Raw genomic sequence first — 14510 nt, forward strand, 5'->3', positions numbered from 1 at the left:
ACTTAATTTTTAATTAAATATATTTTTCAATAATCTGAATAATAATTTTAGGATAAAAACCTAAAAAAATAGTAATTATTGCTAACAAAAACATTAATTTTTTAATAAAAATATAAAAATTATTATTTTTAATTTTACTTAAATAAGTATTTTTATTAATTTTAGATGGTATTAAATACATACTAATAATTATACGTAAATAATAATATAATCCTATAGCACTTCCTATAATAATAGTACTAGTTAAATACCATAATCCAATTTTTATACTTAATATTATTAAGTAAAATTTAGATATAAAACCAATAGTAATCGGAATACCAGCCAGAGATAATAACATGATTGTTAATATTAAAGTAAGTTCAGAATCATACCAAAATAATCCACGATAATAATATAATTTATCTGTATGTCTTACATCTTGGTTAAGACTAGATATTATACTCATAATACCTAAAATACTTAAATTATTTATTATATAACTAATAATGTATATAAACATCATTTCTAATGAAAATATATGTGTTATATATATCTGATTATAAATTAAAATTACAAACATATACCCCATTTGAGCTATAGATGAATAACCTAATATACGTTTAATATTATTTTTTGTAATAGCAGCCATGATATTACCAAATATTATTGATAATATTGATAATAAAATTAATATTTTATATAGAAAAAATCTATTATTATTAATTTGTGAAAAATAAATTAAAAATTTTACTAAAAATATAAAAATAGATGATTTACTAAATGTGGTTAAAAACATTGTAACAGGCATTGATGAACCTTGATATACATCAGGAGTCCATAAATGAAAAGGGACTATTGATAATTTAAAACCTAAACTTGTTAAAATTAAAAATATTCCAATTGTAGATAAATATTTTATTGAATGTATATTATAAAAATAATGATTTATTAAATAAATAAAATTTAAATTACCATAATCTAAGTAAATAAAAGATATTCCAAGTATTAAAAATGATGACGATATTGTAGATAAAATTATATACTTAATACTGGCTTCTAATGAATATTTTGATTTAATTTGATAACCTATTAATCCACACATAGGAATAGATATTAATTCAATTCCTATTAACATAGAAATAAAATTATTTGAATAAATTAATACCATACTTCCTAAAGTAGATATTATTATTAATAAATAAAATTCATCTTTATTACATTTTAAAGAAGATAACCAAATATATGATATTAAACAAGTTAAAATATTGTTAACTAACAGTAAAATAATATAAAAAAACGAATAATTATCTTTTAAAAATAAATAATTTTTTGTAAAATTAATATCTTTTGTATAAATAATAGATATTATAGTTAATATAAATCCTAAAACTGTAATAATTAAACTTGTTAAATTATTTCTTTTAATTGATATTTTCATTAAAAGGATAATTAATAAGAAAATTATAATAATAAATGGTACTAATACTACCAGTATTTTAGTCATAAATAAATTCTATTTTTAAATAAATTTTTTTAAACTATAAAATAATTTTTTATTCGTAATTAAATAATTCTATTAACTATATTATTAATAGTATTATTTGATATATTTAAAATAAATTGTGGATAAAATCCTATAATTAACAATAAAATTATTAGTGTAAAAAGAATAATTTTTTCTCTTAAACATATATCATGTGTTAAAATTAACATTTTAGTTTTAGATCCATAAAAAATTTTTTGTATCATATTTAATGAATAAATACTAGAAAATAATAAACTAAATGCAGCAATACTAGCAAAAATTGGATAAGTATTAAAAATACCTAATAGAATTAAAAATTCTCCTATAAAATTTCCAGTTCCAGGAATACCAATACTTGCTAAAGCAAAAAATAAAAATGATCCTGGTAATATATTTATATAATTCCATATACCTCCCATTAATTTAATATTTCTAGTTTTTAATTTTTCATATATTTGTCCACAAAGAATAAATTGAGCAGATGCACAAATACCATGAGATATCATTTGTATAATAACACCTTGATAAGCTATTTTATTATTACCATAAATACCCATTAATATAAACCCCATATGGGATATAGAAGTATATGCTATAATTTTTTTTATATCAGTTTGAGTACAAGCCATTAAACATCCATAAAATATACCTATTATACCTAATAATATAGCAATAAAAGAAAATTTTAAAGATGACATAGGAAATAATGGCAAAATAAATCTTAATAAACCATAAGCTGCTGTTTTTAATAAAATTCCAGCAAGATCTACCGAACCAGCTGTTGGTGCTTGGCTATGTGCATCTGGTAACCATCCATGAAATGGAATTATAGGCATTTTTACAGCAAAAGCAATAAAAAAAGATAACATTAATAAAAATTCTGTTTTTATATTTATATGAGTATTTAATAAAATATTATAATCAAAAGTTAATTTTCCAGTGATTGTTTGGTTTAAAAATACTAATGATAAAATTCCAAATAACATCAATAATCCACTAGATTGTGTATAAATAAAAAATTTAGTAGCTGCCTTAATTCTACTATAACCTTTTTTTATGTTTTGATGCCCCCATAAAGATATTAGAAAATACATAGGTATTAACATAATTTCCCAAAATAAAAAAAATAAAAACATATCTGCAGATAAAAATACACCAATAACACCACTTAGTATCCATAATAAATTTAAATGGAAAAATCCATGCCATTTTTTAATTTCATTCCAAGAACATAAAACAGCCATTATACCTAATAAGCCAGTAAGACTAATCATTAATAATGATAATCCATCTATTGCTAAATGAAAACTTATTCCAAAATTAGGAATCCAATTTAACATAAATTCTGATATCCATAAAGGATATAATAATATTTTTTGATTAAAATAATGTAAATTTAAAATATATTCAAAAATTGATAAAATAAAAACACAACTAATAGAAATTAAAGCAATCCAACGAGGTATTTTAAAATATATTTTTTCACTTTGCCAACAAATAATTCCACTAATAAATGGAATTAATATTAACCATGGTAGTAACATAAATAAAATTTCCTAATTATCTTTTTTATAATTTTATACATAAATTTTAATTTTTAAATTATTAATAATATATATGAATTAATATTATTAAATATAATAATATTAAAATTATTCCTAAATACATTAATGATATATACCAACGTATGTATCCATTTTCACTTATTAATAAGATTTTTCCTATTTGATTTATCGTTTTTATTACTAAATAATTAATAAATTTTGATATAGGATCATCTTTTATAATTGATAAAATTTTTATAAAATTATTAATAAAAATTTTTTCATAAATAAAGTCTATATAACATCCATTTAAAAAAAAATAGTTTATAAAAAAAAGTTTATTAAAATAATTTTTATTAATTTTTTTAAAAATAAAAATATTCTTATTATATAATTTATATAATAAAAAACTAATCATTGATATTATTATAGATGTAATTTTTATTATAAAAAGATAATTATTATTAATTAATAATATTTTGTTAGGTAATAAAAAATTATTTTTTATTGGTAGTAATTTTATTCCTATAAAACTTGATAATATACTTAGTATAAGTAAAGGAAAATCATGTATTAATTTATTATCTTTTATAAGATTAGGAATAACATTATTTTTTTTATAAGAAATTATATAAACCATACGTATAGTATATAAAGAAGTAAAAAAACTACCTATTATACTAGTAATAAACAATAAATTATGTTGTTTTGCTATAATTTCATAAAGAATTTTTTCTTTAGTAAATCCACTTATAGTTAAGAAAGGAAAAGATAATAAAGATATTGCACCAAATAAAAAACAATAATATATGAAAGGAAAATATTTTTTTATTTTTCCTATTTTTAATATATTTTGTTCATTTTTATATGAAAAAATAATAGATGCAACACATAAAAATAATAATGCTTTAAAAAAAGCATGAGAAATAACATGAAATAAAGCGGCATTCCATGAATTAATACCTAATGCTAAAAACATATATCCGATTTGACTCATAGTAGAATAAGCTAAGATATGTTTAATATTATTTTGAACTAATGCACAACAACCAGATAATAATATTGTTATTGAACCAATTATACTAATTAAAAATAGTATATTATTATTCATTAAAAATAGTATATTATTACGTAAAATTAAATAAATTCCAGCTGTAACCATAGTAGCAGCATGTATTAAAGCTGATGAAGGAGTAGGTCCAACCATAGCATTTATTAACCAAGTATTTAAAGGAAATTGAGCAGATTTTCCTATTGCACCTATAATTAACATTATAGATATTATTTTTAAATAATATGATTTATAAAAAATATTAGATGATAAAATTAATAATGATATTTTAGAAAAATTAAAAGTATGAAATATTTTAAATATTAAAAATATACCAATAATTAAAAAAACATCGCTAAAACGAGTTATTAAAAATGTTTTAATAGCTGATATTCCATTAAAACTTTTTTTATAAAAAAAACCAATTAGTAAATATGAGCAAACACCGACTCCTTCCCATCCAAAAAACATTAAAACAAAATTATCTGCTAAAATTAATAATGTCATACTTGCAATAAATAAATTTGTATATGCAAAAAATCTAGAATACCCTTCTTCATTTTTCATATACCAAATAGAAAATATATGTATAAAAAAACCTATCCATGTCGTAATAAATAACATAATTAAAGATAACATATCTAAATAAAGACTAACATCAATATGTAAATTATCAATTTTCAATATTTGCCATAAACATTGTCTATATGATAAAAAATTATTATGATAGAATATAAAACTTATAATTAATGTAATAATTGAACTTATTCCTACAAAACTAACTCCAATTATTGAAATTTGAATTTTATTTAAATAGATTGAAAATAAGGATAATATTAAAAAACTGATTAATGGCATTAAAATAATTAAAAAAAGAAATTTCATCCATTCATCTCACTAATTGAATCAATATTAATTGTATTATTATAATAATATAATTTTATTAATAAAATTAAACTTATACAAGTTTCTATAGCTGATATACTAATTGATATTATATACATAATTTCTCCTTCTGTTTGTTTCCAATAATTACCAGAAACTATACATGATAATACAGCTGAGTTTATCATTATATCAGTAAAAATTAAAATATATAATATATTACGTCTAATAATTATTCCTGTTAATCCAATAGTAAATATTATAACTATAAATGTTAAAACATAATGTAAAGGTATCATTTTATTTTCTTTTATTTTTAAATTTTTAGTAAAAATATTAATTATTTTTTTGCTTTCCTATATGTAAAACAATAATTACACCAGATAATAATAATATTGAAATTAATTCTACAATAATTTTATATTTTGTAAATAAATTTATACCTATATTTTTAATATTAACAAAATTATAAATTATATATTTTTTATCACATAAATTTTTAAAAATATAAAATACAATTATTAAAAATAATAAGGTTAAAATTATAAGAATAATTAAAAATGATAATTTTTTAAATAAATAATATTTTTCTTCTAATTCAACTTTTTTATAATTTAATAACATTAATACAAAAATAAATAATATAAGAATAGCTCCTGCATATATAATAATTTCTAGTGCTCCTGCAAAATAATCACCTAAAAGAAAAAACATACATGATATTGAAATTAATGAAATTAAAAAATATATTAATGTATAAATAGGATTAACACTTATAATTATAAAACATGTAAAAATTATTGATATAAACTCTAATATATAAAATATTTTTTCCATAAAATACCCTTAATTTAAATTATGGTAATATATTTTTAATATCTACTTCAATATTTGAATCTTTAGCAGATATTTTTTTTTTATTTAGAATATTAACTCCTGAAATATCATAATAATTATAATCAAAATATTTTCCTTGATTATTAATTAATAAATCATTTTTTTCATATATTAAATTTTTTCTATCAAATTCACATAATTCAAAATCTGGAATTAATTGTATTGCTCCTGTTGGGCAGGCTTCTTCACAAAATCCGCAAAAAATACATCTAGATATATTTATTCTAAAAAATAATGGATAAGATCTTCCATTTTTTTTTATTGCTTTTTTTAAAGTTATACAACCTACTGGACACACAACAGCACAAAGACTACAGGCAACACATTTTTCATTATTATCTGAATCAGATGTTAATATAATTCTACCTCTATATCGTGGTGATAAATAAACTTTTTCTTCTGGATACATTATAGTTTCTCTTTTACTAAAAATATTTTTCCAGATTAAAAAAAGACTTTGAATTTGACTCATTACATCGAAAAAAAATTTTTTTATATTCATTTTTTCATTTTTTACAAAAAAATTATTTTAATATTACTATAAAAGCAGTAATAATTAAATTAATTAGTGTTAATGGTAAGCATATAAACCAACCAAAATACATAATTTGATCATAACGAGGTCTAGGTAAAGATGCTCTTATTAAGATAAATAATGTTATTAATATTATAGTTTTAATTAAATACCATATTATAGATGGTAAAAAAGGGCCTAACCACCCTCCAAAAAATAAGATTACCATTAAAGATGAAAGTATGATAATATTAATATATTCTCCTACAAAAAATAGCCCAAATTTCATTCCGGAATATTCAACATGATAGCCATCAGCTAATTCTTGTTCTGTTTCCGGTTGATCAAAAGGATGTCTATGACATAATGCTATAGATGCTATAATAAAAGATAAAAAACTAAAAAACTGTGGTATTATATTCCAACAATATTTATATTGTTGATTTACAATATCAAATAAATTAAATGATCCAGTTTGACAAATAATACCCATTAATGACAAACCTAAAAAAATTTCATAACTTATTATTTGAGCTACACCTCTAATAGTTCCTAATACAGCATATTTATTATTACTAGCTAAACCTGCAAATAATATTGAATATACTGAAATACTAGCCATCATAAAAAAAAAAAGTATTCCAATATTTAGATTAGATATCATTATATAAGGAGTAATTGGTAATATTGCAAATACTGATAATAATGAATTAAAAGCAATTAAAGGTGCTATATTAAATAATAATTTATTTGAAAAATTAGGATTCCAATCTTCTTTAAAAAGAATTTTTATCATATCAGCTAATAATTGTAAACAACCATATAATCCAACTCTGTTAGGTCCATAACGATTTTGAAATAAACCTAACATACGTCTTTCTATAAAACTTAAAAAAGCGCCACTAATTATTAGTATAATTAATATTAATAATATTTTTAGTACATATATTAATTTTATTGGATTCAAAAAAGAAAATAAAATCATTTTAATACCTTTATTTTTTCAATAGTTTTTCCTGAAAAAGATAATGGAATTTCTTTTATTCCTAATGGCATACTAATTAAACCTTGATGTAAAAATTTCGAAATATAAGTTTTTAATATAAAAATATTATTTAAACAATATAATTTTACTAAATTATTATTTAAAATACCTAATTTTTTAGCATCTTTTTTATTAAAAAAAACATAATGATTATAAAAGTATTTTTGTATTAAAAAAGATTTTTGAATTAAATTATTATTATAAAATAAGTGATGATATGAAACAATAACTAATTTATTAGAAATAATAAATTTATTAAAATTGTTATTTTTTATTGTAATATTAATTTTATTATATCTTTTTTTATAAATTTTAAATCCTGTAGGTCCATATTTTGATGAAATTCCTATTTCTTTTTGGAACTTATGTAATGCTTGTGAAGAATTCCATCCTGGATACCATAAAAATGGTAAATGTGTACAATTAATATTTGAATTATAATTTCCTTCCATAGAAAAATTAAATATAGTATCTTTATCTTTTGGTTGTTCCGGTTCATTTACATTAATATTAGATAATATTGATGTTCTTCCACTATAACGGATTGGTGATCTTGCAAATTTTCGATTATATACTTTATAATTTGCTTTAGGAGCTGCTAAACTAATTCCTTTAAAAATTGAAATATTTTTTTCACATTTTTTAATAACTTCATCTAAAGTAATATTACTATTTAAATTTTTTAATTTAGCATATATTTTATATATCCATTTCCAACTTGATTTTCTATAATTTTCTTTATTGTAAAAAGAAGGATTATATACTTGAAAAAATCTTTGTGCTCTACATTCATTATTAATAACAGTTCCACTACTTTCTATAAAATTTGCTGTAGGTAAAATTATATGTGCCTTTTCCATAGTTCTACTATATATATGATCTAGTACAATTATATTAGAAATTTTTTTAAAAAAATTATTTAATTTATTTTTTTCTTCATAAAAATATAAATCGTTTTCCATAATAATAATTGTATCTATAGTTGAACAATTATTTATAAAAGTATTTTCTATAAATACTTTATCTAAAGATTTACCTTTTATTAAACTTATCCCCATACTATTTACTGTATTTAATCCATAAAATAATCCTATATTTTTATTTTTTTTATTAAGTGCTTGCGCTATAGCATAAGATGCAGAAATTAATTCTAAAGAATTAGATCCTGTTCCTGAAATAATTAAAGGTTTTATTGAATTTAATAAAATATTTTTTATTTCAATAATTTTTTTTTTTAACGTTTGATTTAATAAAAATACATTATCTTTCTTATTTTCAATATAATTTGCTAATGCAAAACCAAATTTAGATTGATTAATTACAGGAGCATAATAATTCCATGAAGAAATATCATCTAACATTGTTTCATCAAGACTTGTTATAAATAATGGATTTAATGATTGATTTTTAATATTTAAAATTGCATCGGAATGCCAATAAGGAATATTTTTAGTAAATATATTTTTTTTTATTGCCTGTCTTACAGCTAAAGCTGCACGAGGATTTGTATTACTTAAATCTTCTCCTAAAATTAAAATAGCATCATAATTTTCTATTTCTGATAAAGTTGGAAAATATATATTTGTATTTTTTAATATTTTTATTATAAAATTAATTTGTTTTTTTTCATTTTCTAAAATACCTAAACAAAAATTTTTTTTCCCAACTAATTTTCTTAAAAGAAAATTACTTTCTATACTTGCTCTAGGTGAGCCGATTCCAATAATTTTTTGTGATTTTAATATTAAATTAGTAATTTTTTTAATAATTTTATTATTATCAAAAAATTTTTTTTTATGATAAATAATATTTATAGGATTATTTTTTAAATTAAGATAACCATAACCAAAATAACCTTTATCACAAAGAAAATAATGATTTATTTCTTCATGATATCTATTTTGTATACTTGATAATTGGCCATAACGTTCTCCAACAAAAATATTACATCCCAATGAACAATGTTGGCAAATACTAGGTGAATATTGAAGATCCCATTTTCTTGTAAAATTATTAATGTAAGTTTTATCAGTGAATACTCCTGTTGGACAGATTTCAATTAAATTTCCAGAAAATGGGTTTTCTAATATTCCATCATTATATCTTCCAAAATAAATATTATCTTTTGAAGAAAAAACATTAAAATCTTTTCCACCAGCATAATTTTTATAAAATCTTATGCAACGATAACACGTAATACAACGATTCATCATATGAGATATAAATGGCCCCAAATATTGATTTTTATATTTTCTTTTAGGAAAATCATATCTACGTATATTATGTCCAGACATCACAGTCATATCTTGTAAATGGCAACTACCTCCTTCATCACAAATAGGACAATCATGAGGATGATTTAACATTAATAATTCAATAATATTTTTACGAAAATTAATAACATCTTTATCATTAATAATGATATGTGATCCTTTAGATGGTAAAGACATACAAGACATGATTATATGTCCATTTTTTTTTTGGAAATTATCAAATTGTTTAATTGCACATTGACGACATGCACCTATACTCCCTAAAATGGGATGCCAGCAAAAATATGGTATATTAAAACCTAAAGATAAACATAATTTTAATAAATTATCTTTTTTATTAACTTTATATAATTGATTTTCTATATGAATATTAATCATAATACATATTCCACAATATTAATTTATAATAAAAATATTTTATTAATGAAATGTACAATATTTAAATTTATTTACTTTTATATAAAAAAATAACTAATTTAATTGGCTATACCATATTCAAATTCATGTAAAAAATATTTTAAAGCACTATTTAAAGGAGCCATGGCACCTGGAGCATGTGCACAAAATGGCCCTTCATTTGTTAACAAATTACTTATATTTTTTAATATAGTAAGATCTTTAGTTGATCCTATTTTTTTTTCTAAATTATTTAATATTTTTACAATCCAAGGTAATCCTTCTCGACAAGGAGTACATAAACCACAAGATTCTCTAGCAAAAAAAATTTCTAAATTTTTTAATAAAGATACCATATTAATACTATTATCTATAGCTATAGATATACCCGTTCCTAATCTACTTCCTGCATTATTAATAGTAATAAAATCCATAGGCAAATCTAAATGATTTTCCATTAAAAATGCAGTACCTGCACCACCAGGTTGCCATGTTTTAAGTTTTAATCCTTTTTTCATTCCTCCAGCATATTTTTCTAAAATAATACGAGCAGGAGTGCCAAAAGGTAATTCCCATAATCCAGGATTTTTTACATTACCAGAAAAACCAAACATTTTTGTACCACTATCATTTTTACTATTTGATAAATTTCGATACCAATTAGATCCATAATTTATTATGCTAGGTATATTAAAAATAGTTTCAACATTATTTACACATGTAGGTTTACCCCATAATCCAATCATAGCAGGATAGGGAGGTTTAAAACGAGGATTGGCACGTTTTCCTTCTAAAGAATTAATTAATGCTGTTTCTTCTCCACATATATATCTTCCAGCACCAATATGAAGATATATATCAAGATTAAAATCTGTACTTAATATATTTTTACCTAATATTCCAAATTCATAAGCTTCTTTTATTACCCTATTTAAAATTTTTGCACATTTTAGATATTCACCTCTTAAAAAAATATATCCTTTATTAGCTTGAATTGCAAAAGCACTAATAATCATTCCTTCTAATAACTGATGTGGAATATGTTCTATTAAAAAACGATCTTTATAAGTACCAGGTTCCATTTCATCAGCATTACATAAAAAGTAACGGGTTTCTAAACTATTATTTTTTCTTGGCATTAAATCCCATTTTAAACCAGTATAAAATCCACCACCTCCTCTTCCTTTTAATTTTGATTTTTTCACAATATTAATTATTTCTTGTGGAGTATTTTTCTTTAAAATTTTTTTTAAAATTTTATAACCATCTTTTTTTATATATTTTTTTATAAATATTGTTGTATTATTATTAATACGCCATGTTAAAGGATGTGTTTCTGGATTAGGATTAATTATTTTCATAAATATATTTATCCAATATTTTATTAATACTATTAATTGTTAATGAATTATAAATTTTTTCATTAATCATAATAACTGGACTTTTTTCACAATGTCCTAAACAACATATAGGTATTAAAGTAAATAAATTATCAATAGTTGTTTGTCCTGAAATAATGTTTAATTTTTTTGTAATATGTTTTAAAATTTTTTCATATCCTGTTATATAACATACAATACTATCACAATATTTAATTACATATTTACCTACCGGTAATCTGTAAATTTGACTATAAAATGTTGCTATACTATCAATTTCAGAAGGATGTATATTTAAAATATTAGAAATAATAATAATAATATCATTAGATATCCATCCGTATTTTTTTTGAAAAAAAATTAATATTTCAAGAATAGCAGCGTTATTACATTTATAATGATTTTTAATTTTTTTAATAATCTTTAATTCATTTTTATTTAAAATTAAATTTATATTATTAAGTATTTTTTTTGTCATATTATTTTAACGATCTACATCAGACATAACGAAATCAATACTACCTAAATAAGTAATAAGATCTGATATTAAGCTACCACAAATTACAGATGGTATTTGTTGTAAATGAGGAAAACTAGGTGTTCTAATTCTAGTTCGATAACTTATCGTATTTCCATCACTTATTAAATAATAACTATTAATACCTTTTGTAGCTTCAATCATTTGAAATGATTCATTTGCAGAAATTAATGGTCCCCAAGAAACTTGTACAAAATGATTAATTAATGTTTCTATATCTTTTAACATTTTATTTCTTAAAGGAGGTGTTGTTAAAGGATGATCAATTTTGTATGATCCTTCAGGCATATAATTTAAACATTGTTGTATAATACGTAAACTTTGCCAAATCTCCTCAAATTTTAATAAAACTCTTGAATAAGAATCACTAATATTTTTACCTATAGGTATATCAAAATCAAAATTTTCATATCCGGAATAAGGACGCCATTTTCTAACATCAAAATTTAATCCAGTTGCTCTTAAACCTGCACCAGTTATTCCCCAAGATATTGCTTCTTGTTGATTATAAGATGCTATATTTTTAGATCGAGATATTAAAATGCTATTTTGTAATGCTACTTTTTTATATATTTTTAACCTTTTAGGTAACCAAATAAGTAATTTTTTTACTAAAATATTCCATCCTTTTGGAAGATCTTGAGCTAATCCTCCTATTCTAAACCATGCTGGATGCATTCTAGCACCAGTAATAAATTCAATAATATCATATATTTTTTGTCTATCAGTAAATGCTAAAAAAACAGGAGTCATAGCACCTACATCTTGTATAAAAGTAGATAAAAATAATAGATGACTATTAATACGAAATAATTCTGATAACATTATTCTAATAACATTAATTTTATCATTAACTATAATATTAGCTAATTTTTCTACTGCAAGAATATAAGGCATTTCATTTATACAACCACCTAAGTATTCTATTCTATCTGTATACGGTATGTATGTATGCCATGTTTGTCTTTCAGCTATTTTTTCAGCACCTCTATGGTGATAACCTATATCTGGTATACATTGAATAATTTCTTCACCTAATAATTGTAATATTATTCTAAATGCTCCATGAACAGAAGGATGATTAGGTCCTAAATTAAGAAACATATAACTATTATGTTTTTTATTATTATCTATTGATAAATTCCATTCTTTTGGATTAAAATCAGTAGAATGAATATCTGCTTTATATTTTTCTTTGTTCAAAAAATAGGGTTTAGATTCTGTAGCTCTAGAAGGAAAATCCTTGCGTAAAGGATAACCATTATTCCAATTCTTGGGTAATAATAAATGATTTAAAAAAGGATGATTAATAAAATTAATACCAAACATTTCCCATATTTCTCTTTCATACCAATTAGCATTTTTATAAAAATCAGTTATTGTATAAACATTTAAGAAATTTTTTTTTAAAGGAATTTTTATAATTATATCTGAATTTCTATTAATAGAAATTAAATGATAAAATAAAGAAAAATCCATTTTATACATTAAATTAAATTTATTATAATGTAATCTTTCATCTATACCATGCATATCATATAACATATTATATGGATTATTAATTTTAGAAAAAAATTTTATAAATTTTATTAAATTTTTATCTTTAATCCAAATAATTAATGGCATTTTATTATTCATACTATTTTGTATAATGAAATCTTTAAAACTAAAATTAATATTTAATTCATCTATTATAGATTCTGTGTGTTCTTTATAAAAAAATTTATTATGTTTTTCTCCTATTTTTTGAATTATATTATCAAAATAATTATTCATAATTAAATCCTATTATAAATTTCGTATAAAATTATATATCATTATTTACTTTAAATTTAATATTTTTATTAAAAAATTTATTAGATGATTTCATTTTGGCTTTATAAATACCTTGATCTCCGATAGTCCAAGATAAAGGACGTCTTTCATTAGTAATAGATTTTTGTAATAATAATAATGCTTGTATATATGATTCTGGTCTAGGAGGACATCCAGGTATGTAAATATCTACAGGTAAAAATTTGTCTACTCCTTGTACTACAGAATATATATCATACATTCCTCCAGAATTAGCACAAGAACCCATAGAAATTACCCATTTTGGTTCTAACATTTGATCATATAATCTTTGTATAATAGGAGCCATTTTTAAAAAACATGTACCAGCTATTACCATAAAATCAGCTTGCCGTGGAGATGCTCTTAAAACTTCTGAACCAAAACGAGCTATATCATTAATTGATGTAAATGAAGTCGTCATTTCTACATAACAACAAGATAAACCGAAATTATATGGCCACAAAGAATTTTTTCTACCCCAATTGATTATTTTATGTGTAATTTTTTTTAAATTTCCTAAAAAAATATTTTTATTAATTTGTTCATCCATAGGATCAGAATTAATAACTTTTTTATCTTCTAAAGGAAATTTTTTTTGATTATTGATATTAATTTTTGTAAGAGTATATTTCATTATATAATTTA

12 protein-coding genes are annotated in these 14510 nt (G+C 20.8%); all 12 read right to left on the reverse strand.

Annotated elements, in window-relative coordinates:
• Window positions 1-13 precede the first annotated feature (13 nt).
• The 12 genes from GJT92_RS01815 to GJT92_RS01870 all read right to left on the reverse strand — a co-directional run bounded on the left by GJT92_RS01815 (window position 14) and on the right by GJT92_RS01870 (window position 14499).
• Entirely contained in the window at window positions 14-1486 is a 1473-nt protein-coding gene (locus tag GJT92_RS01815) for an NADH-quinone oxidoreductase subunit N (protein ID WP_168919784.1), read from the reverse strand.
• 59 nt (window positions 1487-1545) lie between these two features.
• Window positions 1546-3051, reverse strand: a complete 1506-nt coding sequence (gene nuoM, locus GJT92_RS01820) for an NADH-quinone oxidoreductase subunit M (RefSeq protein ID WP_168919785.1) — start codon at window positions 3049-3051, stop codon at window positions 1546-1548.
• 61 nt (window positions 3052-3112) lie between these two features.
• Window positions 3113-4987: an NADH-quinone oxidoreductase subunit L gene (gene nuoL, locus GJT92_RS01825; RefSeq protein ID WP_168919786.1), complete on the reverse strand. Its 1875-nt coding sequence runs from the start codon at window positions 4985-4987 to the stop codon at window positions 3113-3115.
• On the reverse strand, window positions 4984-5286 hold the full coding sequence (nuoK, locus tag GJT92_RS01830; protein ID WP_168919787.1) for an NADH-quinone oxidoreductase subunit NuoK: 303 nt from the start codon (window positions 5284-5286) through the stop codon (window positions 4984-4986). Before nuoK ends, nuoL begins: the two co-directional genes overlap by 4 nt.
• Before the next feature lie 37 nt (window positions 5287-5323).
• Window positions 5324-5824 carry an NADH-quinone oxidoreductase subunit J family protein gene (locus tag GJT92_RS01835; protein ID WP_168919788.1) on the reverse strand — a complete coding sequence of 167 codons (501 nt, stop codon included), beginning with the start codon at window positions 5822-5824 and terminating at the stop codon, window positions 5324-5326.
• Window positions 5825-5843: 19 nt separating this feature from the next.
• Complete coding sequence (nuoI, locus tag GJT92_RS01840; RefSeq protein ID WP_168919789.1) at window positions 5844-6386, reverse strand: NADH-quinone oxidoreductase subunit NuoI; 543 nt, start codon at window positions 6384-6386, stop codon at window positions 5844-5846.
• A 22-nt stretch (window positions 6387-6408) separates the two neighbouring features.
• Window positions 6409-7383, reverse strand: coding sequence for an NADH-quinone oxidoreductase subunit NuoH (nuoH, locus tag GJT92_RS01845; protein ID WP_168919790.1), 975 nt, complete (start codon window positions 7381-7383; stop codon window positions 6409-6411).
• Entirely contained in the window at window positions 7380-10094 is a 2715-nt protein-coding gene (gene nuoG / locus GJT92_RS01850) for an NADH-quinone oxidoreductase subunit NuoG (RefSeq protein WP_168919791.1), read from the reverse strand. Before nuoG ends, nuoH begins: the two co-directional genes overlap by 4 nt.
• A gap of 98 nt (window positions 10095-10192) precedes the next feature.
• Window positions 10193-11473, reverse strand: a complete 1281-nt coding sequence (gene nuoF, locus GJT92_RS01855; protein ID WP_168919792.1) for an NADH-quinone oxidoreductase subunit NuoF — start codon at window positions 11471-11473, stop codon at window positions 10193-10195.
• Window positions 11460-11969 (reverse strand): NADH-quinone oxidoreductase subunit NuoE, encoded by a 510-nt coding sequence (nuoE, locus tag GJT92_RS01860; protein ID WP_168919793.1) that lies wholly within the window; start codon window positions 11967-11969, stop codon window positions 11460-11462. The genes nuoF and nuoE overlap by 14 nt, the downstream gene beginning before the upstream one ends.
• Before the next feature lie 6 nt (window positions 11970-11975).
• The gene (nuoC, locus tag GJT92_RS01865; protein WP_168919794.1) at window positions 11976-13805 is read right to left on the reverse strand and encodes an NADH-quinone oxidoreductase subunit C/D; all 1830 of its coding nucleotides are present in this window, start codon (window positions 13803-13805) and stop codon (window positions 11976-11978) included.
• 31 nt (window positions 13806-13836) lie between these two features.
• Window positions 13837-14499 (reverse strand): NuoB/complex I 20 kDa subunit family protein, encoded by a 663-nt coding sequence (locus GJT92_RS01870; RefSeq protein ID WP_168919795.1) that lies wholly within the window; start codon window positions 14497-14499, stop codon window positions 13837-13839.
• Between the last annotated feature and the right edge of the window lie 11 nt (window positions 14500-14510).

The organism is Enterobacteriaceae endosymbiont of Donacia clavipes, from assembly GCF_012570365.1.
Lineage (GTDB): Bacteria > Pseudomonadota > Gammaproteobacteria > Enterobacterales > Enterobacteriaceae.

Excerpts from the sequence above, each read along its gene's own strand:
- nuoM (WP_168919785.1), bottom strand. The coding sequence starts at position 3,051 with ATGTTACTACCATGGTTAATATTAATTCCATTTATTAGTGGAATTATT.
- GJT92_RS01835 (WP_168919788.1), bottom strand. The coding sequence starts at position 5,824 with ATGGAAAAAATATTTTATATATTAGAGTTTATATCAATAATTTTTACA.
- nuoF (WP_168919792.1), bottom strand. The coding sequence starts at position 11,473 with ATGAAAATAATTAATCCTAATCCAGAAACACATCCTTTAACATGGCGT.
- nuoE (WP_168919793.1), bottom strand. The coding sequence starts at position 11,969 with ATGACAAAAAAAATACTTAATAATATAAATTTAATTTTAAATAAAAAT.
- nuoL (WP_168919786.1), bottom strand. The coding sequence starts at position 4,987 with ATGAAATTTCTTTTTTTAATTATTTTAATGCCATTAATCAGTTTTTTA.
- GJT92_RS01815 (WP_168919784.1), bottom strand. The coding sequence starts at position 1,486 with ATGACTAAAATACTGGTAGTATTAGTACCATTTATTATTATAATTTTC.
- nuoI (WP_168919789.1), bottom strand. The coding sequence starts at position 6,386 with ATGAATATAAAAAAATTTTTTTTCGATGTAATGAGTCAAATTCAAAGT.
- GJT92_RS01870 (WP_168919795.1), bottom strand. The coding sequence starts at position 14,499 with ATGAAATATACTCTTACAAAAATTAATATCAATAATCAAAAAAAATTT.
- nuoC (WP_168919794.1), bottom strand. The coding sequence starts at position 13,805 with ATGAATAATTATTTTGATAATATAATTCAAAAAATAGGAGAAAAACAT.
- nuoH (WP_168919790.1), bottom strand. The coding sequence starts at position 7,383 with ATGATTTTATTTTCTTTTTTGAATCCAATAAAATTAATATATGTACTA.
- nuoG (WP_168919791.1), bottom strand. The coding sequence starts at position 10,094 with ATGATTAATATTCATATAGAAAATCAATTATATAAAGTTAATAAAAAA.
- nuoK (WP_168919787.1), bottom strand. The coding sequence starts at position 5,286 with ATGATACCTTTACATTATGTTTTAACATTTATAGTTATAATATTTACT.